The organism is Ruegeria sp. BE1, from assembly GCF_056538885.1.
This window is the reverse complement of the sequence record NZ_JBQFTY010000005.1, coordinates 124,341-148,112: the sequence shown is the minus strand read 5'-3', so window position 1 is coordinate 148,112 and position 23,772 is coordinate 124,341. Positions and strand designations below refer to the sequence as shown.

Genomic DNA, 23,772 nt, shown 5'->3' with positions numbered 1-23,772 from the left:
ACATTTCGACAGGAAAAAACCCGAGTTCAACTTTACTTGTGACTTCGTGAATTGGAATTTTTTTTCGTTCAATATGAGTGGCTTGGCAAATAGTTTGGGGTCATGCCCCACTTGATGGTCTACCCTTCATTTTTGAACAGTTGAGACGGGTTCTTCCAGGCGCAGGTAACCCGGCGTGAGCGCAGAAGCGTTCGCTTTCTAGCTTGGAGTGTAACATGAACCCCGAAGACATGATGAACCCGATTATCGAAGGCGACGACAACGACAACCAACTGGTGGGTACCCCTGAAGACGATATTATCAACGGCCTTGGCGGCGACGATCAGATTGAGGGTCTTGGCGGCAATGACGTTCTGACCGGCGGTCTGGGCGATGATACGCTGGATGGTGGCGAAGGGATCGACACCGCGGCCTTCAACGACATCGACGTGCCCGTCAACGTTGATCTGCCCGCAGGCGAAGCAACCCGCGAGACCGGCTTTTCGGTTTCGGTAGAAGGCGCGCCTTTCGTGAACTTTGCTGACCCCGAGGACAGCCTGGTTGACGAAGCCCTGGCAGGGAACCTGTACTACAACATTCACACTGCCGACTTCCCGGGTGGTGAAATCCGCGGCCAGCTGCTGGTTGAAGAAAACGATCTGGATGAGTTCGGCAACGGTACGCTGGTGCTGACAGCCGTATTGGACGCAGCACAAGAGCCCGGCCCCCTGTCGGACTCGCTGGCAACCGGAACCGCATCCGTGACCGTGACGGTCGAAAACGGCATTGCGACCTATTCGTCGGAATTGTCGGTGACCGGTCTGGCCGTATCCGACCTGCTGACCCCGATCCCGGGTGCGGTTTCTGCCATCCACCTGCACAACGCACCCGCCGGCATCAACGGCCCGGTTGTGCGCGACTCGCTGGTGGATGCCGGTGCCGAACTGGCCACCGCCGAGGAAGTGGCCGAGAACCCCTCGGGCGTTCTTGAGATCGAGGCCGTGACCGATGCGGTTGTTGAAACCGACACGCTGATCAGCATCGAAAACATCGTTGGTTCGGATGACGCTGACATTCTGACCGGTGATGAGAATGACAACGTTCTGACCGGTGGTCTGGGCGATGACGTTCTGGATGGTGGCGAAGGCAGCGACACGGCCGCCTTTAACGATGTCGATGTACCTGTCGACGTTGATCTGGGTGCAGGAATTGCCACCCGCGAAACCGGCTTTTCGGTTTCGGTCGAAGACGCATCCTTTGCGAACTTTGGCGATCCCGAGGACAGCCTGGTTGACGAAGCCCTGGCCGGAGAGCTGTACTACAACATCCACACCGCCGATTTCCCCGCCGGAGAAATCCGTGGTCAGTTGTTTGTTACGCAGAACAATCTGGATTTCGAAGGGAACGGCACACTTGTTCTGACCGCCCGGTTGGACGCCGCTCAGGAACCTGACCCGGTGTCTGATTCAGACGCAACCGGACTGGCGACTGTGACCGTCACAGTCGAAGACGGCATCGCGACCTATTCGTCCCAACTGTCGGTGACCGGTCTGGCCGTATCCGACCTGCTGACCCCGATCCCGGGTGCGGTATCCGCCATCCACCTGCACAATGCGCCTGCCGGTGAAAACGGCCCCGTCGTGCGCGACACGCTGGTCGATGCCGGAGCAATCCTGGCAAGCGCCGAAGAAGTTGCAGAAAACCCCTCGGGCGTTCTGGACGTCGAAGCTGTGACTCTGGCCGTTGTCGAAACCGACACATTGATCAGCATCGAGAATGTCGACGGCTCCAATGATGGTGACGTGATCATCGGTGACGGTGGCCCGAATGTCCTGAACGGTCTGGACGGCGACGACGTGCTAAGCGGCCTTGGCGGCAACGATGTTCTGAACGGCGGTGCGGGGGATGACACCCTGATCGGCGGCGGCGGCACCGATGTCATCGACGGTGGTGAAGGGTCGGACACCAACGACTTCTCCAACATCAACCTGGGTGCTGCAGATCCGACGATTGCGGGTGTTCGCGTCACGCTGGATGCATTTGGCAACGGTACGGCCGAGTATAACGGCGGTGGCGGAAACGGCCCGCTGATCCTGGAAAGCTTCACCGGCATCGAGAACATCACCGGCACGTCCAACGATGACAACATCGTAGCAACCGGTGCTGCGCCGAACACCATCGATGGTGGTGCGGGTGACGACTTTATCGCCGGTGGCGGCGGTCTGGATGTCCTGAGCGGTGGCGAAGGGATCGACACCAACAGCTTCCAGGGGATCAACGCCGAGGTGGTCGCGGATCTGGCAACAGGCAGCGCCTCATATGCTCCGAACGCGAATGTCACGATCTTCGAGAATTTCGAAGGGTTCGAAAACCTCGACGGCTCGGCGCTTGACGATCAGCTGTTTGGCGACAACAACGCCAACACTCTGACCGGCAACGACGGCAACGACCTGCTGGTTGGCCGGGGTGGCAATGACATCCTGGAAGGCGGCGAAGGCAATGACGTCCTGCGTGGCGGTGGCGGCAACGACATCACCGACGGTGGTGAAGGGATCGACACGGCGGATTTCAGCGACATCGGCTCGTCTGTAACTGCAGACCTGTCTGCCGGTACGGCTGATTATGCCGCGCCGAACGGCAATGGCGTGCAGGATCAGCTGATCAGCATCGAAAACCTGACAGGGTCCGTCAATGACGACATCCTGACCGGCGACGAGGGTGACAACCTGCTGGCCGGTGCCGCGGGCGACGACGTGATCCGCGGCGGCGCAGGCAACGACGTGATCCGCGGCGATGCTGTGGGTGACGGCGAGGCCATCACCGTATCGGTCACCAACACGCTGGGCGAAGGCGGAACCTTCCTGACGCCTGTCTGGTTCGGTTTCCATGATGGCGCCAACTTTGACCTGTTCACCGCAGGCGAAGAAGCCAGCCTGGGTCTGGAACGTCTGGCCGAGGATGGCAGCGTCGAAGGGATCGCAGCCGAGTTCAACCAGCAGGTTGGCGACAATGGTGTGGATGCGACCATTCTGGGCGGCATCGGTGCGCCAGGTGTGATCGATCCCGGTGAAACGGCCAGCTTTACGCTGAACGTAAACACCGATCAGGTCGGTCAGGGCTTCTTTACCTGGGCCACCATGATCATCCCGTCGAACGATGCGTTCCTGGCAGTTCCGGACGATGCGTTGGCAGATCCGATCTTTGATGAAGAGGGCAATTTCCTTGGCCCGGTCATCATCGAACGGTTTGGCGACGATGTTCTGGACGCGGGCACCGAGGTCAATAACGAAGAAGGTGCCGCCTTCCTCAACCAGACCGCGCGCGATCAGGGAACGGCCGAGAACGGTGTCGTGGGTCTGCACCCGGGCTTCAACGGCTCGGAAGGCAACCCGGACGGTACGCCTGTCAACATTCTGGGCGGCGAAACCGCGGCCGGTACGATTATTGACCCGATCGAAGGCGACTTTACCCGCAACGGTGGCGATGAACAGCTTCTGCGCATTGTGATCGACATTGCCGAAGGTGGCGATGACGAACTGTTCGGCGGTGCGGGTGAAGACATCGTTGATGGTGGCCGTGGTGACGACTTCCTCGATGGTGGTGCCGACAACGACACCCTGATCGGTGGGTCGGGCCGCGACACGTTCGCCTTCCGTCGCGGTACCGGTTTCGACGTTGTGGCTGACTTCTCGGTCAGTGTCGAAAACGGCGACTTCCTGGATGTGTCCGATTTCGGCATCACGCAGCTGTCCGATCTGCAGATCGAGGCAGATGGTGAGAACACCGTCATCGATCTGGGCAATGGTGATCAGATCACCCTCGAAGGGGTTGCCCCCGACGAGCTGGTGGCCGAGAACTTTGTCTTCGCGCCGGAACAGCCCGAAGTGGTCGTCGAAGCGACCAATGAGGACGATGATCTGCAAGGTGGTGTCGGCGACGACAACATCGATGCAGGCAACGGCGATGACATTGTCCTTGGCGGTGCCGGGAACGACGTTCTGGACGGCGGCAACGGTGACGACACCCTGGAAGGCGAGGCTGGAAACGACCAGCTTGTCGGCAGCAATGGCGATGACGACCTGATTGGCGGCACCGGCAATGATGCGCTGAACGGCGGCAACGACGATGACCTTCTGGTTGGCGGCGAAGGCGACGACGTTCTCGATGGCGGCAACGGTGACGACATCATCGAAGGTGGCCTGGGCGCTGACATGATCGATGGTGGTCGTGGCGACGATGTCATCGAAGGTGGTGCCGGTAACGACATCATCGAAGGTGGTCGCGGTGATGATATCCTTGATGGCGGTGCAGGCGACGACATTGTCTGCGCGGGTCTCGGGGACGACATCATCAACGGCGGTGAAGGGAACGACCGGTTGGAAGGCAACCGCGGCTCTGACACCTTCGTGTTCGAAGCCAATGCCGGTGACGATGTCATTGGCGACTTCGAAGCCTTTGCCAACGGTGATGTGCTCGACCTGACGTCCGCTGCGTTCGAGTTCGAAACCTTCGGTGACGTGGCCGCCATGGCGACGCAGGACGGCAATGACGTTGTCATCGACCTGGGTGACGACGGCAGTGTCACACTGCTGGGCGTCCAGCTGGCCGATCTGAACGAAGATAACGTTCTGGTCTAACCCAATCACGGCGGCGGCCTGACGGTCGCCGCCGTTTCCTTCCTTTGTTTTCAGCAAGAAAGAGGGCCACCATGTCCCATAGTCCCCTCAAACGTACCGAGCTTGAGCAGGCGTTCCGTGCCGCTCGCCCGGGTTTAGTTACCACCGGTGTCATCAGCATGGTGATCAACCTGACGATGCTGACCGGCCCGCTTTTCATGATCCTGGTCTATGACCGGGCCTTGCCCAGCCAGAGCTACCAGACCCTCTTTGGTCTGAGCGTGCTGATGCTGGGATTGTATTCCGTATTCGGCCTGCTGTCCCTTGTGCGGTCACGCATTCTGGTGCGGATCGGCAACCGGCTGGGCAATCGGCTGGAAAAACGCGTCTTCGACGCACAGATCGAACGATCGGTCAAAGAGGGCGGGGCCAAAGGCCGCGACGCCATCGGCGACCTGAATTCAGTGCGCGAGTTCATGGGTGGATCAACGCCTGCGGTGATGTTCGATGCGCCGTGGACTCCGATCTATCTGGGGTTTGCCTATCTGCTGCATCCATGGCTGGGATATGTGGGTCTGGCCGGTGTGGTGTTTCTGATCGCTGTTGCCATGATCAACAACATGTTGACCCATCGCGGCGTTGCCCGGGCCAACCAGTTCCAAATCCGCAGCAAACGCATTCTGAATGACGTGTCGCGCAACCACGAGGTGGCGCATGCGATGCGGATGCGGGACGATCTGTACAGCCACTGGAACGGGCTGAACGGTCAGGCACAGGTCAAACAAAGCCAGATCAGCGATATGGCGGCAACCCTGTCATCGATCTCGCGGACGGTTCGGCTGGTGCTGCAATCCGCGGTTCTGGGACTGGGCGCGTATCTGGCCATTTCGGGCGATCTGAGCGCCGGTTCGATCATCGCCGCATCGGTTCTGGTCGGGCGCGCGCTTGCCCCCGCCGAGCAGGCGATTGGCAGCTGGCGTCAATATGTTCTGGCCAGTGCCGCGCGCAAGCGTCTCAACACACTGCTGGAAGACTTCCCGCCGGTCAGCCCGTCCGTTCAGCTGCCGCAACCGCGCGGTGTGCTGGCCTTGAAGAACGTGTTTGCAATGACCCCGGATGGTGCCGCCACGGTTCTGAGAAACGTGTCGCTGTCGCTGGACGCGGGCGAAGTTCTTGCGGTCATCGGCCCCAGCGGATCGGGCAAATCCACCCTGGCGCGCGTCATCGTCGGCACGTTGGAACCCAACCGGGGCAGCGTGCGTCTGGACGGCGCTGACATGAGCTATTGGAATGCCCTGCAACTGCGGGATTCGGTGGGATACATGCCACAGACGGTCGAGCTGTTCGATGGCACCGTCCGCGAAAACATCGCCCGGTTCCAATCGGATGCAAGCGATGCCGACGTGGTTGCCGCGGCCAGGGCCGCCAATGCCCATGACCTTATTCTGAAACTGCCCAAGGCCTACGATACGCCCTTGGGCGAAAACGGCAGCGCCCTTTCGGGTGGTGAGCGTCAGCGCATCGGGCTGGCCCGGGTTCTGTATAAAAACCCGTCCCTGATCGTGCTGGATGAGCCGAACTCAAATCTGGATGCCGCGGGCACTGCCGCCCTTAACATGACCATCGAACGGCTGAAAAACGAAGGCCGGACCGTTGTCATGATCGCGCATCGCATGGGGTCGTTGAACCACGCAGACAAGGTGCTGGTCATGGATAGCGGCATGGTCTCGGCCTATGGCCCGCGCGATGAAATCCTGCGGACCTACACCGAAAACCGCACCAAGAAAGCAAGCGACAGCGCCGCAGATGCAGCGCCAAAACGTGAGGGTAAGACCAATGCGTAACACTAAAACATCCCCCGCAGACCGGATTGGAAACTGGGTTTGGTTCGGCGCCGCCACCATGGGCCTGATGCTGGGCGGGCTGGGCTATTGGTCCATGGCAACCCGCATTGACGGTGCCATTGTCGCCCCCGGCATGGTCGCCTTGGAAACGGATCGTCAGACCGTTCAGCATCTCGAAGGCGGCATCATCTATGAAATCCACGTGTCAGAAGATGATGCGGTGAAACAGGGTCAGGTCCTAGTCAGCCTGGACACAACCCGGGAACAGGCCGAACTGAACGCGCTGAGCAGCCAGATCGCGTCTCTGTCCATCCGCAAGGCCCGGCTGCAGGCCGAACTGAGCGAGGGTGATTTCCCGGCGCTTGCATCGGAATTCGATCAGACAGACGAAGCCCGCGAGATTTTCGAAAGTGAGGCCCAGCTGTTCGAAAGCCGCGCCCTGGCCAAGGCCGCCAATGTCGCGCAGCTTGAGACGCAAAAAGATGCTCTGTTGGCTCAGGTCGCGGGACTGCGCAGCCAGATCAAGTCGCAAGAAGCCAACCAGAGGCTGACCCAGGAAGAGCTTGAGACGGTTTCGGTTCTAAATGACAAGGGTCTCGCAAACGTAACCCGTCTGTTGCAGGTGCGCCGCGCCGCCCTTGATATCGAAGCCAGCCTGTCCACCAACACAGCCCAGATTGACAGTGTTCAGGCCCAGATCGCCGAGGTTGAAAGCGCCCTGGTCAGCAGCGCGGCCACATCGCGCGAAGAAATCTCGACCGAACTGTCCGATGTCTCGCAACGTCTGCGCGAAGCGCTGGAGCGTCAGACCACGGCGCAGGACCGGATTGCGCGCAGCGAAATTCTGGCCCCTCTGGACGGGCGTGTGCTGAACCTCGGGTTCCACACAAAAGGGGGCGTCATAGCACCCGGTCAGGCGATCATGGATATCGTACCCGTCGCTGAACAGCCCATCCTGATGGCGAATATTCCGGTCACCGAGGTTGACAGGATCGCGCCGGGTCAGGATGCGCGTGTGCGTCTGACCGCGTTCAACTACAACCAGACGCCGGAATTGAATGGCTCGGTCAAATGGGTGTCCGCTGATACCCTGTCGGACCCGGTAACAGGCGCGGTCTATTACAGCGCCGAGGTCGAAGTGTCCGAGGCGGAATTCTCACGCATCAACGGTCAGGAACTGGTTCCGGGCATGCCGGTCGAAGTGCTGGTCTCAACCGGTGAAAGACTGGTGATCTCGTACCTGTCGCGCCCCATCCGCGATGCCATGTCCAAGACATTTCGGGACGAATAGCACAGCCCCCGATCAGCGGGCGGATCCTATCGAGCAGGCAGGCAAAATGCGTATTTCACTAGAAGCAATCGAGTCGTTTGCGATCCTGTGCAGGGTAAAGTCGTATTCCAAAACGGCCAAAGTGATGGGCTGTTCCCAACCGGCGATCAGCAACAGGGTCCGCTCCTTGGAATCTCTGGTTGGCTGCAAACTTGTGGAAAGCGGCAGCTTTGGCTTCCGCCTGACACCTGGCGGCCGTGAGTTGCTGAATCACAGCGAGGAAATCCTGCGCAGCATCCATCACATCCGCAGCATCTCGGACAAGGACAGCCCAGAGCAGGTTCGCATATCTTTAATCTCGACGGTCGAGTCCTTCCTGAACCCGTACAATATCTTCAACACAGGACCTGAGACCGATCTGCCCGCGCTGTTTGTGGACATGAAAAGCTTTGAAGACATCGAAGCGCAGGCTCGCAACCTCAGCGGCAACCGCATCTTGTATACGATCACTCAGGACAAGAGCGGCCCGCTCATTGAAAAAAGCTGGCCGTTCACAATGCGCTGGATCGCAAGCAAGGACTTTATACTCAATAAGCCGATGAAACAGCTGACACTGCCAATCGTTGAGCTTTCGGATCAGCACAGGCTGGCGAATGCTTTTTACGCGAAGCTCGAATTTCTTGGGTTCGAATGCAAACCTGTATTCCGCGCCGATGGCATCAATTCCTACCTGAATGCGATCGCTTCGGGTGTGGGGCTTGGCTGTATCGGGGATCTGTTTGTCATTCATAAGATGACGTCCAAGAACCTTGTTTTTCTGGATGAATATTTGGGGAATTTGGGAACATATTTTCTGAACCGCATTAACCCGATTGATCTGTCTGACCAGGCCGCAAGAGCTGCGGGAATTTTCGACAAGGCCATAGACAATCAGGTTTTGAACCTGCGCAATCTCGCGCAATAGAACCGGAAATGAACACAGTCCAAGAATGCGCCTTCTTGTGGTGAAGCCATCCAACCGTCAGACCACTGCCGAAATTCGAGGCGAAAGGCGGGGCCGAGCGCCTGGATTCCAGACAAACCTCGCAACCTGCCTCAGGTTGAACAAACGGACATATTCCTGTCATGTTGAGACCTTAGGCAGCGACCAACCACGGTTGATACGGGGTAAGACATGCGAGATTTCGGGACCACACAATCCCCGGCCGGGGCGTCGGACAGCGCGCGATCATTTCAAAATCATCGCCCGATGCGTCGCGAAATGGCCCAGCTGTTTCAGGGGGCCTCACCTGCGGCGACGGCCAGCCTGGTCTGCGATTGGGCGTTGCATTTGATGTCCGCACCGGACAAGCAGGCGTCGCTGGCCCGCAAGGCACAGCAGAACTGGATGGATTGGCTGACCTATGTCGCCAAAGCCTGTCCGGCAGACGAAGAACCGATTGCGCCCGCCAGAAATGACCGCCGTTTTCTGGATGAAGCCTGGGCCAAACCGCCCTTTGCTGCGCTGGCGCAAGCCTTTCTGCTGGCCGAGGATTTCGCCGATCACGCCACATCCGATGTTCCGGGGCTGAGCCCGGCGAATGATGCCGCGATGACCTTCATGGCGCGGCAGATGATGGATGTTTTTGCGCCGTCAAATTTCCTGCCGACCAACCCCCAGGCGCTGGATCGCACCGCCCAGACCCATGGGGCCAACCTTGTTGCCGGGGCGTCGGCCTTTCTGAAAGACTGGCAGGCGCAGGTTCAGGGGACCAAACCCAAACCCGCCCAGCAGGTCGGGCGGGATATTGCAATCACGAAGGGCAAGGTGGTTTATCAGAACCACCTGATGGAACTGATCCAATATGAGCCGACCACCAAAACGGTGCAGGCTGAGCCTCTGCTGATCGTGCCCGCCTGGATCATGAAATATTACATCATGGACCTGAGCCCCGAGAATTCGATGGTGCGCTATCTGGTCGATCAGGGCTTTACCGTCTTCATGATCTCGTGGCGCAATCCCGGGGCTAAGGATGCCGATCTGGGCATGGCGGATTACCTCGGGCAGGGGCCTCTGGCGGCGGTGTCTTTCATCAAAGAGGCAACAGGCGCGGCGCAGGTCCATGCAGCCGGGTATTGTCTGGGCGGAACGCTACTGTCCATCGCGGCGGCGAAGCTGGCCAGAGAAGGTGACGACAGCCTGCGCAGTATGACGCTGATCGCGGCGCAGACCGATTTCACCGATGCGGGTGAGTTGATGCTGTTCATCAACGAAAGCCAGGTCTCGATGCTGGAAGACGTGATGGAGGCGCAGGGGTATCTGGATGCCAGCCAGATGGCCAGCGCGTTTCAGATGATCCGGTCCTACGATCTGATCTGGTCGCGGATGATCCATGCCTATCTCATGGGCGAAGAGGCGGCACCGATGACCGATCTGATGGCATGGAACGCTGACAGCACGCGGCTTCCCGCGCGGATGCATTCGGAATATTTGCGGGGGATGTTCCTGAACAATGATCTGGCGACGGGGCGGTTTGAGGTCGACGGGCATGCCGTCTCGCTGCGCGACATTCGCATCCCGATCTTTGGTCTGGGGACCGAAACGGATCATATCGCGCCGTGGAAATCGGTGTTCAAGATCCACAACCTCAGCCATGCGGATGTCACCTTTGCCCTGACGAATGGCGGGCACAATGCGGGCGTGATCTCAGAGCCGGGGCACAAGCGGCGTCATTTCCGCCTGCACACAACCCGCGATCAGGACCGGACGCTGACCCCCGATGACTGGCTTGAGACGGCCGAACCGCACGAGGGCAGCTGGTGGCCCGCATGGGCGCAGTGGCTGTCCGATCAGTCAAGCGGGCGGCAAGGCCCGCCCCGGATCAAAACGGCGCTGAGTGACGCGCCCGGCACATATGTGCGGATGGAGTAGAAACATGCTGGCGGAAACCGGGTTTCTGAAAGGGAAAAAGGGGCTTGTGGTTGGGGTGGCCAATGAACACTCCATCGCCGCGGGCTGTGCGCTGGCCTGCCGGGCTGCGGGCGCGGACATTGCGATGACCTATCAGTCGGAAAAAGCGCTGCGCTTTGTTCAGCCGGTCATCGATGCGGTTGAGGCCGGGATTGTCATGCCGCTGGACGTGACCGATACCAGCCAGACCAAGGCTGTGTTCGACGCAATCCAAAAGCAATGGGGGCGGCTGGATTTTCTGGTCCATTCGATTGCCTATTGCCCGCGAGAAGACCTGCACGGGCGGGTCGTCGACTGCTCGCGCGAGGGGTTTGGCGTGGCCATGGATATCTCGGTCCATTCCCTGATCCGGCTGGCCAAACAGGCGGAACCTCTGATGACCGACGGTGGCACGATCCTGACGGTGTCGTATCATGGCGCGGAAAAGGTGGTGGACCACTATAACGTCATGGGGCCCGTGAAAGCCGCGCTTGAGGCCACGGCACGCTATCTCGCGGTTGAGCTTGGGCCGCGCAACATCCGGGTCAATGCCATGTCACCCGGCCCGCTGGAAACGCGGGCGGCGTCTGGGATCGACCATTTCGATGAGCTGATCGAGGACGCAAAACGCAATGCGCCGCTGCACCGGTTGACCACGATCGAAGAGGTCGGCGCGATGGCGGCCTGCCTTGTGTCGGATTTCGCCCGGTCCGTCAGCGGCAATACCGCCTATATCGACGGGGGGCACCATGTTGTCTGATCGTGACACCGATATCGGTTTCATCGAGAACCGGCCCTTTGACGAGATCAAGCTGGGTGACAGTGCTGAACTGTCGCGCACCCTGACCGCGCAGGATATCGACGCCTTTGCCGTGGTCTCGGGCGATGTGAACCCTGCGCATGTCGATGAGGAATTCGCGCAGGATGATATTTTTCACAAGGTCATCGCGCATGGCATGTGGGGCGGCGCGCTGATCTCGAACGTGCTGGGCACACAACTGCCCGGCCCGGGCACGATCTATCTGGATCAGTCGCTGAAGTTCCTGAAACCCGTGGGCATTGGCGACACCGTCACCGTACGCGTGACCGTGACCGAGAAACAGGCCGACAAAAAGCGCGTTGTTCTCGAATGCCTGTGCACAAACGGCGATGGTAAGCCCGTTATCACCGGGCAGGCCGTTGTGATCGCCCCCGACAGGAAAATCCGCAGGCCAAGGGTGGCCATGCCGGACCTGGTCCTGCACCGCCGGGGGGCCGTCTATGACCGTTTGCTCAGCGCCGCCCACCGCGCGCCCGCGCTGCCCACCGCCATAATCCATCCCTGCGATGAAAGCGCGCTTGAGGGCGCGTTGTCCGCCCGCGATCTGGGCCTGCTGGACCCTGTTCTGGTCGGGCCGCGCGCGCGGATACATGAGGCCGCAGACGCTGCCGGGCTTGATATTACCGGGCTGGAGGTTATCGACACGCCGCACAGCCATGCCTCGGCCGAGGCGGCAGTTCATCTGGTGCGGGACGGGCGCGTCAGCGCGCTGATGAAAGGGGCGCTGCACACGGATGAGGTCATGTCCGCCGTTGTGTCCAAGGCCAACGGGCTGCGCAGCGAACGCCGGATGAGCCATATCTACGTCATGGATGTTCCGACCTATGCCAAGCCCCTGCTGATTACGGATGCGGCCATCAACATCGCACCGGACCTTCAGACAAAGGCTGATATGATCCAGAACGCCATCGATCTGGCGCGCGCCATTGGCATTGAAACGCCCAAAGTGGCCATCCTGTCAGCGGTTGAGACCATCACGCCCCGGCTGCAATCCACGGTCGAGGCGGGCGCGCTGTGCAAAATGGCGGATCGCGGCCAGATCACCGGCGGCATTCTGGACGGTCCGCTGGCCTTCGACAACGCGGTCTCGATGCACGCGGTCAGCACCAAGGGCATCACGTCCGATGTCGCCGGTCAGGCCGACATACTGATCGCGCCCGATCTTGAGGCCGGCAACATGATCGCCAAACAGCTCATGTATCTGGCCGGCGCGGAAGCTGCCGGTGTCGTCTTGGGCGCGCAGGTCCCGATCATGCTGACCAGCCGGGCCGATGACAAACGCACACGCATTGCCTCGGCGGCTATTGCCTCTTTGTACACTCAGACAACGCGCTGAGCATAAGGGGGTGTTTTAGCCGCATTTATTGCGCAGAGCGTATTGCGGGCGCTCTCAGACACGCGCGCGGCAGGGTTACACCGCCAATCCTTCGCGCCTGAGAAAGGCAAATGACCGCTCGACCCCGCCCGGCACATGAACTTCTATGATCAGCCTCGGCTTGCTTTCCAGTTCTGCCAGCGCTCTGAAAACCGACACCCAGCGGATGGTCCCGTCGCCCAGGGCCCAGTGTCGGTCCGCATATCCGTCGGCATCCTGCAGATGAACATGCTGCAACGCGTTTCCGGCGGCCTTGATGTAATAATCCACCGGCGGGGCCCCGCATGCGCCGTGGGCATAATGCGCGTGGCCGGTGTCGACCGAAACCTGAAGGGCATCCGATTGCAGGCTTGCCGCCAGTTCGACGCGGAAATGCGGGTCAATGTCGCTGATGTTTTCCAGAACCAGCGTCGTGCCGATGTCTTCGGCGCGTTTCACGATTGGGGTCATCGTGGTTTGGAACCGCTCAAAGATGCTCTCTTTGGCGTTGGGGTAATGCATGATGTTGCGATGGTCCCATTCCAGATAGGGGCTGTGCACCACCATGTGGCTGCTGCCAAGCGCCTCGCAAATATCCAGCGCTTTGAACATGCGGTCATGGATCACGTTGCGGACCATCGGATCCCAGGTCGCCAGCGGCAAATCCCAGAACGGGCCATGAATACCGTGACGCCCGCGATACCCGTCCAGCGCGCGCTTTGCGCGCGCGACCAGAGGCGCAAAATCACCGTCCAGAACCAGCGGGTTGTGAAAATCCTGCAGCTCCAAATCACGGTCATGATCGAACATCTCGTCGCGAAGGGCGGTGAGCCCGTCCAGCGTCAACGCTGCTCCGACGGTGGGAAGGTCTGACATATCTGTCTCCTAAGAAGATGGCGTTACTTGATGCCCGCGCGCATGAAGCTTTGAACAAACTGGCGCTGGAACAGAAGGAAGGCGATCAGCAGCGGCCCCGAGGTCATCAGGGTGGCGGCGTTGATCACGCTCCATTCGACCCCGGAATCGATCGAGGCGAAGATTTGCAATCCCACCGTCACGGGCCGCGTTTCCACCGAATTGGTGATGATCAGCGGCCAGAGGAAGTTGTTCCAGTGATGGCTGACCGAGACCAGCCCATAGGCCAGATAGGTCGGCAGCGCCAGGGGCACATAGACCTTCAGCATGATCCCAAGGCTGGACATGCCTTCGATCTGCGCAGCCTCTTCCAGTTCCTTGGGGACCGACAGAAAGGTCTGGCGCAAAAGGAATATCCCAAAGCCCGAGGCGATATAGGGCAAGGCAATCGCCGCAATCGTGTCGACCAGCCCGAGATAGCGGATGGTCTTGTAGTTCTCGACAATCAGAATGTCAGGCATCACCAGAAGCTGTACCAGCACCAGCGCAAACAGGATCTCGCGCCCCGGAAAGCGGTAGCGGGCAAAGGCATAGGCCGCGAGGGTGCACAGGATGAATTGACCGATCAGAATGGCCGTGACCAGAATGAAGGTGTTGAGGAAGTAGCGCGCAAACGGCGCGGCCTCCCACGCTTTGGCGAAGTTCTCCAGCGTGATTGGGGCGAACAGGTCAAACCGCGCCTCATAGGCGGCGGGATGAAACGCTGTCCAGACCGCGTAGGCCAGAGGCAGGACCCAGATCAGGGCCAGCACCCAGGCCCCGGTGATGTTGAGCGCGCGCGTCATTTGTAATGCACCTTGCGGTCGAGGAAAAAGAACTGGCCCAGTGCCAGCAGGGCCAGAAGGGCCAGCAACACCACCGTCAAAGCCGCCGCGTAGGATGTATCCCAAAAGCGGAAGGCAGTTTCGTAGATGTAGTAAAGCAGCAGCGATGAGGCATTGTCGGGCCCGCCCCCGGTCAGCACAAAGATATGGTCGATCATGCGGAACGCATTCACCACCGCGTTGACGCCGATAAACAGCGTGGTGGGCATCAGCAGGGGAAAGGTCACGCGCCGGAAGATGGTCCAGGGGCCTGCGCCTTCGATCCGGGCGGCCTCGATCAGGCTGGGCGGGATGGTTTGCAGGGCGGCAAGGTAGAAGATCATGAAAAACCCCGCCTCTTTCCAGATCGTCACCACCATGACCCCAATCAGCGCCGTTTGGGGGTTGCCCAGCACGTTGGACTGGCCAAAGCCGAACAGGCCGGTGATCTGGTCAAAAAGGCCAAAGCCGGGTGTGTAAAAGAACAGCCAGATATTAGCGACGGCGATCATCGGCAGCACGGTCGGGGTGAAATATGCCATGCGCACGAAACCGCGCCCCGGCAGCCGTTCACTCACCCAAAGCGCCATCCCAAGCGCGATGACGATCGAGGTGGGAATTGTACCGATGGCGAACCAGATATTGTTGCTGAGCACTTTCCAGAAAATCGGGTCGGCGATCAGCTCCTGATAGTTCTCCAACCCGGCCCAGCGGCTGGGGCGGCGGCCCCGCGGCGTGGTCCAGAAACTCTGCCACAGGGTGGTGATGGCCGGGATATGCGTGAACGCCAGCAAAAACACAAAAGCAGGCGTCAGCAGCAGCCAGGCATGTATCCAGTGTCGTTGCATCGGGCAGTCCTTTAGGGGGGGTGCGAGGCGGGGCGGCCCGCCTCGCGATTGGGGTTAGCGATAGTCCTTCAGGACATCGTCGGCTTTCGCTTGTGCTTCGGCCAGCGCCTCGGCTGCCGATTTCTCGCCGGTGATGGCGGCGTGCAGCGCATCGTTGAAAATGCGGGTCACGCGCTGGTTTTCGTAGGTGGACAGCTCAGCCGTTGCGAACTCCAGCTGATCCCGCGCGACCAGGGCGGGCGGGAAATCCGCGACATAAGCCTTCATCACATCGGAGTCCCATGTGGCAGGAGACGGGGCCACATAGCCGGTTGCAATCGACCATTTGGCCGCCTGTTCGGGCTGCGAGATCCACTTGATGAAGTCGAACGCAGCTTTGGTTTCTTCGTCCGAGCCGCCTTTGAACAGGTAGAAATTGCCGCCACCGGTCGGCGCGCCGCGGCTTTCCTTGGCGGGCAGCATTGCAACGCCGAACTCGAACGGGGCATTGTTGCGCACGTTGGTCAGGTTGCCGGTCGAGGTCCACATCATTGCGGTCTGGCCTTCGAAAAAGGCTTTCGGCGTCGCGCCCCATTCGATGATACCGGGCGCCATCACGCCGTCATTGGACAGCGACACCAGATACTCCAGCGCCTCGACCACCTTGGGATCGTCAAAGTTGGTCTTGGTGCCACCATCGGAAACCAGTGTTGCACCGTTCGAGGTCGTCAGACCCTGAAACAGCCAGTAGGGGAAGCCCGACGACGGGATACGCACACCCCATTGGGTGACGTTTCCGCTGTCATCTTTTTTAGTGAGTTTGGCGGCCCAGTCTTTCATCTCGTCCCATGTTTCGGGCGCGCGCTCCAGACCGGCCTCAGCCAGCGCTTCTTTGTTGTAATAGAGCACAGGCGTCGAGCGCTGGAACGGGATTCCATAGGTGTTACCGTCGATCATGGAGTTTTCCATGAACGCCGGGTAGAACGACTTGAGCCATGCTTTGTCTTCGTCCGTGGTGGCGAAATCATCAAACGCATGGATCAGATCTTCGTCGTAGAGTGTGTACATATCGACCGACAGGATCACCGACAGCTGCGGCGCGTTGCCGCCGCGCGCGGCTGTCAGGGCCTTGGCGACGGTGTCCTGATACGACCCGGCATAGATTGCGTCGATATTCACGTCCGGGTTGGCAGCGACATATTGGGCGGTCAGTTCTTCGATGGTGTTGGCAGCGGCCCCGCCAACGGCGACCGGAAAGTAAAACTCCAGGTCCACAGCCAGAGCCGGGGATGCGGCAAGGGCCAATGCGGCCACGGCCGCTTTGAGTTTCGGGATCATGTCAGTTCTCCATGAGGGTAAAGACCGGCCAGGCCGGCAGGCAGCGCCCGAGGCAGTTCGGGGGCATTCCGGGGCGGGGGATCATGCCACCCCCCGCGCAAAACTGGACGCACGCGCGGCGTCATCGATGCGCCGTTGCGATCGGGTGTCAAAAAGGTGCACGTCATCGACCTCAAAACCGAAAGACAGGTGTTCTCCGGGCGCAAAGCTGCGGTTGCCCGGCAACTTGGCCAGAAGGCTGTTCCCTTGAGTAGTGAGTTCGACAAGGGTATCCGCGCCCAGAAACTCGGCGTTCTTGACCGTGGCTGTCAGCGGGCCGTCCACTGCGACCCGCATTTGTTCGGGGCGGATGCCAACCTGCAAGCTTTCTGAACCTTCACCATTTGCGAACACCTCGGCGGGCAGCAGATTCATCGGTGGCGTGCCGATGAACCGCGCGGCAAACGGTGTGGCAGGGGCCGAGTAAAGCTCCTGCGGCGTAGCCACCTGTTCAATTTGCCCCGCATTCATCAGCACGACCTGATCAGCCATGGTGATGGCTTCGATCTGATCATGGGTGACGTAGACCATGGTAAAGCCAAGGCTGCGTTGCAGTTGCCGGATTTCACGCCGCATCTCGTCGCGCAGACGGGCGTCGAGATTGGACAGGGGTTCATCCATCAGACAGACAGGCCGCCGCGAGATGACCGCCCGCCCCAGCGCGACACGCTGTTGTTGCCCGCCTGACAGGGCCGCCGGTTTGCGATCAAGATACGGCGTCAGTTCCAACAGCCCGGCCACCTCGGTCAGGCGCTGGTCGCGTTCCGCCTTGTTCAGCCTCTCAACCCGCAGGCCGAAGATTATGTTTTCCGCCACCGACAAATGCGGAAACAGCGCATAGTTCTGGAACACCATCGACAATTGCCGCTGCGCAGGCGGCAGGGTGGTCACGTCATCTGATCCGATACGAACCGTACCCCCGCTGACCGTTTCCAGCCCTGCAATAACCCGCAACGTGGTTGATTTCCCGCAGCCCGACGGGCCGAGGATCGCCGTGAACTTGCCCGCCGGGATCTCAAGATCAATGCCCCGAAGCGAGATCGTCTCGCCCCAGGCTTTGCGCACGGCGGACAGGTGGATGGGCTTGCCGTTCAGGGCGCTCATTTGTCCACCTCGTCGCAAATCACCAGGTTCACTCCGGCACCTGCAAGCATCGTGCAGATCGCCTCGGGTGGGCGGGTATTGCACACCACATGGTCGACACCCGTGACGTGTCCGCTGCAGGCATGGGCCGTGCGAGAGAATTTCGTCGCGTCCAGAACCAGAATGCGCGTCTGTGCATTGCGCGAGATCGCCTCGCGGGCAAAAACGTCCTCTTCGGACAAATCCAGCAACGCGCCATCGGCACTGACGGCCGCGACACCAAAAAGACCGATGTCAACGCGATAGCTGTCAAAGAAATCAACCGCCGCAGGCCCCACGATATCGGCCTCGGACCGGCGCAGGCGGCCGCCGGGGATAGTGACCTGAGTGCCATCGAACTGATGCGCTGTCAGCGCCACATGCAGGTTGTTCGAAAACAGCTGCAGCCCCTGATGCCGATCGAGATTCGCCACAACCAACTCGGGCGTGGTGCCAATCGAGACGGCCACGGTCGCCCCGTCGGGAATCAATTTGGCGGCGGCCTGACCGACCGCGCGTTTGGCAGTCAGGTTCAGGATGCGGCGCAGTTCGTAATGCTGCGCACTCACCGTTGCCAGCTCGACCCCGCCATGCACGCGCCGCAGCAGCCCTTTCTGGCACATCGCGTTGACGTCTTTGCGAATGGTCTGCGTTGCGACGCCGAACTGGATTGCAAGCTCTTCGACCTTGGCCTGCCCCCTGTCGCGGACGATCTCGGCGATCTGCGCCTGACGTTCGGTGCTGCCGGTAGGCGCGGTTTGTTTTATGGATGGCGTTTCTTGGTTCATGTGAACCACGTAACGCATTCATACGAACCATTTGTGACAATGCGCGGAAGAATCCGGGCGAAGGGTCACAGGATAAGTATGCCGGGGTAGCAGGCACCTGACGGGTCATGCGCGCAGTTTGCACGGCAGGTCAGCTGGCTCTGACTGGACAATCACACCGCAAATGTGATGCTTTTGTCTGAAGAAACTGCGCTTGGACCTTGGAAAAAGTTTGCGCCACAATTTAGGAAGCGGGCTTGGGACGCGTTAAAATCTCTGACATTGCCAGCGCAGCAGGCGTTTCAAACGCGACTGTTTCCTATGCTTTGAACGGTGGCGGGCGTGTGTCGGCAAAGACGCGGGACCGCATTCTGAAGATTTCCCGCGAGTTGGGGTTCATCAGGGACGACAAGGCGGCGCAGCTGCGCACGGGCCGATCCTCTCTGATCGGTGTCGTGCTGAACACCGTTGTGAACCCGTTCTTCAGCGAGCTTGTCGCAGCCTTGGAAACGGCAGCCTACGAGGCAGGCTATCTGACCCTGTTGGCGACCGCGCAGAATGATCCTGTCCGGCAGCAAAAATTGATTGCCTCGATGATTGCACAAGGGGTGGCTGGGGTTGTTATCAGCCCGGTGCATGTTCCCAACGCCGAATCCATATCGGAAACACTGCGCCGCAACATCCCGACAGTTGTGTGTGTGCGCGACCTGCCCGGATCAGGTGCTGCCTTTGTCGGCGCTGATGAGGTAATGTCGGGTTATCTGGCAGCGAGCCATCTGATCGAAAACGGCCACCGCTCTTTCTGGTTTGTCGGAGGTTATGAACAGACAACGACCTGGCAAGGTAGAAAGCAGGGCGTGCTGAAGGCGCTTGCCGAAGCCGGTCTGCCCGCCAGCGCCTGTGTGTTGCACCCTGGCTCTCAACTGCCGGACTTTGCCCGCGACAGGCTCTTGGCCGCCCAATCCGAAAACCGGCTTCCGACGGCCGTTCTATGTTTCAATGACGACCAAGCCAGCGGCGTTTATCGAGCCGCCAAGGACATGGGAATTCTGATCGGCCGGGATTTGTCGGTTATGGGGTTCGACAACATCCAGCAAAATGATGCGATGATACCGGGACTGTCGTCAGTGGACATTCATCCAACCCAGATTGGACGAATATCGGCAGAGACGATTGTAAAACTTCTGCGCAATGACAACGCGCCCGTAGACCCTGTTATCCTCAGGCCCGAGCTTGTGATACGCGACTCTGTCGCCCGCCTGACTTGACTGGGCCGATGCGCCTGTGCCACCTATTGTAACCAAATGGTTACAAACTATGGTGCAGAGGAAGGCAGATGTCGCGTCAGACTTTCGACTATGTGATCGTCGGGGGTGGGTCCTCTGGCTGCGTGCTGGCCGCCCGCCTGAGCGAAGACCCGGACGTCAAAGTTGCGCTGGTCGAGGCCGGCGGGCGGGATCGCAGCCCGCTGTTTCACATGCCTGCGGGCTTTGCCAAGATGACCAAGGGGATTGCGTCCTGGGGCTGGTCCACGGTGCCGCAAAAGGGTCTGAACGGTCGGTCACTGTGGTACACGCAGGCACGTGTGATCGGTGGCGGGTCTTCGATCAATGCGCAGATCTACACGCGCGGTAACCGCAGGGATTATGACAATTGGTCCGAGGTTCACGGCTGCGACGGCTGGAGCTATCGCGAGGTTCTACCCTATTTCAAACGGGCCGAGGGGAATGAGCGGTTTGAAGATGACTATCACGGCGGTGATGGCCCGCTGGGTGTCTCGATGCCACGCGGCGCGCTGCCGATTTGCAGCGCCTTCATCCGGGCTGCGCAGCAATGGGGTCTGCCGTACAACCCGGATTTCAACGGCAAGCAGCAGGCCGGCTGCGGGTTTTACCAGCTGACGCAGAAAGACGCGCGCAGGTCCTCGACCGCGCAAGCCTATCTGAAGCCGGTCGAATCCCGGCCCAACCTGACAGTGATGACGGGGGCTCAGGTCCGGCGGATCGTTTTGGACAAAAGCCGCGCGACCGGGGTTGAGGTGATGACCGGATCGGATCGCACCACCCTGCGGGCCGAGCGCGAGGTGTTGCTGACCTCTGGCGCGATTGGCTCGCCCCGGCTGCTGATGCTGTCCGGCGTCGGGCCAGCAGACCATCTGCGTTCGGTCGGGATCGACGTGCAACATGACCTGCCCGGCGTCGGGTCGAACCTGCAGGATCACGTTGATCTCTGCACGATTTCGCAATGCACGGGACGTCATACCTATGATGGAACGGATCGGATCGACCGGACCATTCTGGCCGGATTGCAATATTACCTGACCAAGACCGGCCCAGTGACGGCGTCGCTGTTTGAAACGGGCGGGTTCTGGTACGCGGACGAGAATGCGGACGCACCCGATATGCAGTTTCATCTGGGGCAGGGGTCCGGGATCGAGAAAGGCATCGTCAAGATCGATGGGTGCGGCGTAACGCTAAACAGCACATTTGCCCGACCAAGGTCCCGCGGCACCGTGCGGCTGGCCTCGGACCAGTTGGATACGGCCCCGCTTATCGATCCTAATTTCTGGGGCGATCCCTATGATCGGGAAATGTCTCTGCGCGGGCTGGAGATGGCGCGCGAGATCATGCAGCAACCCGCCCTGAAAGACTATGTCCAGCACGAGGTTCTGCCCGGCCCTAATGCATCAGAAGCTGAGGTGCTGGATTATGCCATGGGCATTGCCAAGACCGACCACCACCCGGTCGGAACCTGTAAGATGGGGCATGATGACATGGCGGTGGTGGACACCGAACTGAAAATCAAGGGGCTAGAGGGTATCCGGGTTTGCGATGCCTCCATCATGCCCGCGATCAATTCGTCCAACACAAACGCGCCGACCATCATGATCGGTGAAAAAGCGTCAGACATGGTGCGGGGGCTTGATCCTCTGCCCGCGGTCATTTTCGCGGACGAACGCAACGATGGCCGCCGCGACCTGGCCTGAGGCTTTTTCTGACCAATAATGAAGACGGAAAAAATTCCTCCTTGACTAAGTAACTATCTAGTGCGTTAATCGTTTCATCAAACAGAAGGGAGGCTGCTTTGACCACATTGGGTTTACACCATATCGGGTTCACCGTGCCGGATATGGAAGAGGCGGTTGCCTTCTTCACCGACGTTTTCGGGGCGGTCACGATCATGGAATGCGGCGCGGTCGATGTGGATGACGATTTCATGCTGACTCGGCTGGGTGTTCCGGCGGGTTGCAAGATCTCGGACCAGCGGGTTTTGCAGGTCGGACGCGGCGGATCGCTGGAGGTGTTCGAGTATTCGGGCGTCTCCGATCCGACACCCATCAAGCACAATGGTGAGGTTGGCGCGATGCATATGGCGTTCGAGGTCGAAGATGCTTTTGCCACCGCCGAACGGCTGAAGGCCAAGGGCGTGGACGTGCTGGAAGGGCCAACCCTGATCGAAGGTGGGCCGATGGACCAGCTGGTCTGGATGTATCTGCGTGCCCCCTGGGGACAATATCTTGAAATCGTAAGCGCAAACGGGCCGTTGGGATATGAGGCAGAGGCGTCTGAGATGCTTTGGACTCCGTCGCAGGGCAAATGACCGGCGCAAAAAATTGACAAAAGATTAAACGTTTCATCAAGACGCGGAAAGCGTCGCACAGCGGAGGAGAAACCATGAAACCATTAGGACTGACCGCATTTGTGTCAGCCGTCGCCATCACTGCGGCGACGGTGGGCTACGCAAAGGATTTTGACGGCGTTGAGCTTAAGATGCTGGCTATCGGTGACACATCCGTCACCCGTCTTGCCCCGATCGTGGATGAGTTCGAGGAACTGACCGGCGCGAAGGTGCAGATCGACATGTTCCCCTATCCCGGTCTGATCGACAAGATCGTGATCGAGGCCAGCGCCAACGACCCGTCTTATCAGTTGATGTGGGTCGACAGCCCCTGGGTTGGCGTTCTGGGCGAATCCGGCGCGTTGGAGGATCTGACCGATCTGGTCAAACGCGACGCTGAGGAAATCCATCTCGATGACATCGTTCCTATCCAGCTACAGGAAAACACCTGGCAGGGGCGCTTGTTGGCCTTCCCGGCCTCGGGCATGATCTGGCATCAAAATTACCGCAAGGACTTGTATGAGAACGCCGAAGAACAGGCGGCATTCAAAGAGAAATACGGCTATGATCTGGCCCCGGCGCAGACCTGGGATCAGTATATCGACATTGCCGAGTTCTTTACCCGGCCCGCTGGCGCAACACTGGCCGGCGAAACGCTTGAGAAAGACTTCTACGGCAACGCGCAAGCCTATAGCCGGGTGGCCGGTGCGATCACCCATGACTTCTTCCCGATCATGCGCAGCTTTGGCGGCAGCTATTGGGACCCGGAAACCGGCCTCTGCGCGATGGACAGTGAGGCTGCGCTGGCCGCAGCGGATGTGATGAAACGCCTCGTGGCGTTCAACCCGCCGGATTATCTGGGCCTGATGTGGGACATTCGCACCGGTTACATGGAACGGGCCGAGGTCGCCCAGTCCAGCTATTGGTCGGTGCGCACCGTGCGTCTGACCAACCCTGATGAGGCCGTTCTGCCGACCGTGGGTGAAGCAGGCTATGCCGCCAGCCCGACCGGCGATGGCAGCCCGCAGCCGACCATGACCGGCGCGCTGAGCTTTGGCATCAACTCCAAGGCCGCCGATCAGGAAAAAGAGGCCGCGTGGGAGTTCATCAAATGGGGCACATCCCGTGACATGATGCGCCGCTTTGCCGAAGAAGGATCAGGCGTCAGCCAGTTTCACAAGTCGATCCTGTCCGACCCCGACCTGCAAGAGAAATACCCCTACTACAAGGTGCTTCTTGAAACGCAGGACAACGCACGCCGTCGTATCTTCCACCCGTTCTATGCCGATGTCGAAGAAATCTTTGGCGTTGAGCTGAACAAGTACATGGCGGGTGAAACCGAGACAGCGGAAGAAGCGCTGACCAATGCCTGCACCAAGATCAACACGCGGCTCAAGGTCTTCCCCGAGGATCTGCGCCTACGCTGGATCAACGACGCACCGGCCGACATTTTCAACTAAGGCCGGCCTCCCCGCTGCCCCGGCCCGCGTACCGGGGCAGCACCAAGATACAAACTCTTTCACCAAGGCTC

At 59.8% G+C, this 23,772-nt stretch carries 17 protein-coding genes; 11 read left to right on the top strand and 6 right to left on the bottom strand.

Going from position 1 to position 23,772, the window contains the following annotated elements; all coding sequences use genetic code 11:
- Nucleotides 1–215 precede the first annotated feature (215 nt).
- From ACR0J5_RS15560 to ACR0J5_RS15530, 7 genes are all read left to right on the top strand, one after another.
- Nucleotides 216–4,616, top strand: coding sequence for a CHRD domain-containing protein (locus ACR0J5_RS15560; protein WP_480654928.1), 4,401 nt, complete (start codon nucleotides 216–218; stop codon nucleotides 4,614–4,616).
- Nucleotides 4,617–4,687: 71 nt separating this feature from the next.
- On the top strand, nucleotides 4,688–6,439 hold the full coding sequence (locus ACR0J5_RS15555; protein WP_480654926.1) for a type I secretion system permease/ATPase: 1,752 nt from the start codon (nucleotides 4,688–4,690) through the stop codon (nucleotides 6,437–6,439).
- Nucleotides 6,432–7,730 carry an HlyD family type I secretion periplasmic adaptor subunit gene (locus ACR0J5_RS15550; RefSeq protein ID WP_480654924.1) on the top strand — a complete coding sequence of 433 codons (1,299 nt, stop codon included), beginning with the start codon at nucleotides 6,432–6,434 and terminating at the stop codon, nucleotides 7,728–7,730. Before ACR0J5_RS15555 ends, ACR0J5_RS15550 begins: the two co-directional genes overlap by 8 nt.
- A 46-nt stretch (nucleotides 7,731–7,776) precedes the next feature.
- Nucleotides 7,777–8,673 (top strand): LysR family transcriptional regulator, encoded by an 897-nt coding sequence (locus ACR0J5_RS15545; protein ID WP_480654922.1) that lies wholly within the window; start codon nucleotides 7,777–7,779, stop codon nucleotides 8,671–8,673.
- Nucleotides 8,674–8,958: 285 nt separating this feature from the next.
- Nucleotides 8,959–10,620, top strand: a complete 1,662-nt coding sequence (locus tag ACR0J5_RS15540; protein ID WP_480654920.1) for a PHA/PHB synthase family protein — start codon at nucleotides 8,959–8,961, stop codon at nucleotides 10,618–10,620.
- Nucleotides 10,621–10,624: 4 nt separating this feature from the next.
- On the top strand, nucleotides 10,625–11,398 hold the full coding sequence (gene fabI, locus ACR0J5_RS15535) for an enoyl-ACP reductase FabI (RefSeq protein WP_480654918.1): 774 nt from the start codon (nucleotides 10,625–10,627) through the stop codon (nucleotides 11,396–11,398).
- Entirely contained in the window at nucleotides 11,388–12,794 is a 1,407-nt protein-coding gene (locus ACR0J5_RS15530) for a bifunctional enoyl-CoA hydratase/phosphate acetyltransferase (RefSeq protein ID WP_480654916.1), read from the top strand. Before fabI ends, ACR0J5_RS15530 begins: the two co-directional genes overlap by 11 nt.
- 75 nt (nucleotides 12,795–12,869) lie before the next feature.
- Here ACR0J5_RS15530 and ACR0J5_RS15525 read toward each other — a convergent pair whose 3' ends face one another.
- From ACR0J5_RS15525 to ACR0J5_RS15500, 6 genes are all read right to left on the bottom strand, one after another.
- Nucleotides 12,870–13,688 (bottom strand): sugar phosphate isomerase/epimerase family protein, encoded by an 819-nt coding sequence (locus tag ACR0J5_RS15525; RefSeq protein ID WP_480654914.1) that lies wholly within the window; start codon nucleotides 13,686–13,688, stop codon nucleotides 12,870–12,872.
- A gap of 23 nt (nucleotides 13,689–13,711) precedes the next feature.
- Nucleotides 13,712–14,512: a carbohydrate ABC transporter permease gene (locus ACR0J5_RS15520; RefSeq protein ID WP_480654913.1), complete on the bottom strand. Its 801-nt coding sequence runs from the start codon at nucleotides 14,510–14,512 to the stop codon at nucleotides 13,712–13,714.
- The gene (locus tag ACR0J5_RS15515; protein WP_480654911.1) at nucleotides 14,509–15,378 is read right to left on the bottom strand and encodes a carbohydrate ABC transporter permease; all 870 of its coding nucleotides are present in this window, start codon (nucleotides 15,376–15,378) and stop codon (nucleotides 14,509–14,511) included. The genes ACR0J5_RS15520 and ACR0J5_RS15515 overlap by 4 nt, the downstream gene beginning before the upstream one ends.
- A 54-nt stretch (nucleotides 15,379–15,432) precedes the next feature.
- Nucleotides 15,433–16,695 (bottom strand): ABC transporter substrate-binding protein, encoded by a 1,263-nt coding sequence (locus ACR0J5_RS15510; protein ID WP_480654909.1) that lies wholly within the window; start codon nucleotides 16,693–16,695, stop codon nucleotides 15,433–15,435.
- An 81-nt stretch (nucleotides 16,696–16,776) separates the two neighbouring features.
- Nucleotides 16,777–17,838, bottom strand: coding sequence for an ABC transporter ATP-binding protein (locus tag ACR0J5_RS15505; RefSeq protein WP_480654907.1), 1,062 nt, complete (start codon nucleotides 17,836–17,838; stop codon nucleotides 16,777–16,779).
- Nucleotides 17,835–18,662, bottom strand: coding sequence for a DeoR/GlpR family DNA-binding transcription regulator (locus tag ACR0J5_RS15500; protein WP_480654906.1), 828 nt, complete (start codon nucleotides 18,660–18,662; stop codon nucleotides 17,835–17,837). Before ACR0J5_RS15500 ends, ACR0J5_RS15505 begins: the two co-directional genes overlap by 4 nt.
- 218 nt (nucleotides 18,663–18,880) lie before the next feature.
- Here ACR0J5_RS15500 and ACR0J5_RS15495 point away from each other — a divergent pair, with 218 nt between their 5' ends.
- From ACR0J5_RS15495 to ACR0J5_RS15480, 4 genes are all read left to right on the top strand, one after another.
- Nucleotides 18,881–19,891 carry a LacI family DNA-binding transcriptional regulator gene (locus ACR0J5_RS15495; protein WP_480654904.1) on the top strand — a complete coding sequence of 337 codons (1,011 nt, stop codon included), beginning with the start codon at nucleotides 18,881–18,883 and terminating at the stop codon, nucleotides 19,889–19,891.
- A 68-nt stretch (nucleotides 19,892–19,959) separates the two neighbouring features.
- Nucleotides 19,960–21,609 (top strand): GMC family oxidoreductase, encoded by a 1,650-nt coding sequence (locus ACR0J5_RS15490; RefSeq protein WP_480654902.1) that lies wholly within the window; start codon nucleotides 19,960–19,962, stop codon nucleotides 21,607–21,609.
- 98 nt (nucleotides 21,610–21,707) lie between these two features.
- Nucleotides 21,708–22,223: a VOC family protein gene (locus ACR0J5_RS15485; RefSeq protein ID WP_480654900.1), complete on the top strand. Its 516-nt coding sequence runs from the start codon at nucleotides 21,708–21,710 to the stop codon at nucleotides 22,221–22,223.
- A 74-nt stretch (nucleotides 22,224–22,297) separates the two neighbouring features.
- Entirely contained in the window at nucleotides 22,298–23,701 is a 1,404-nt protein-coding gene (locus tag ACR0J5_RS15480) for an extracellular solute-binding protein (RefSeq protein WP_480654898.1), read from the top strand.
- The last annotated feature ends 71 nt before the right edge of the window (nucleotides 23,702–23,772 follow it).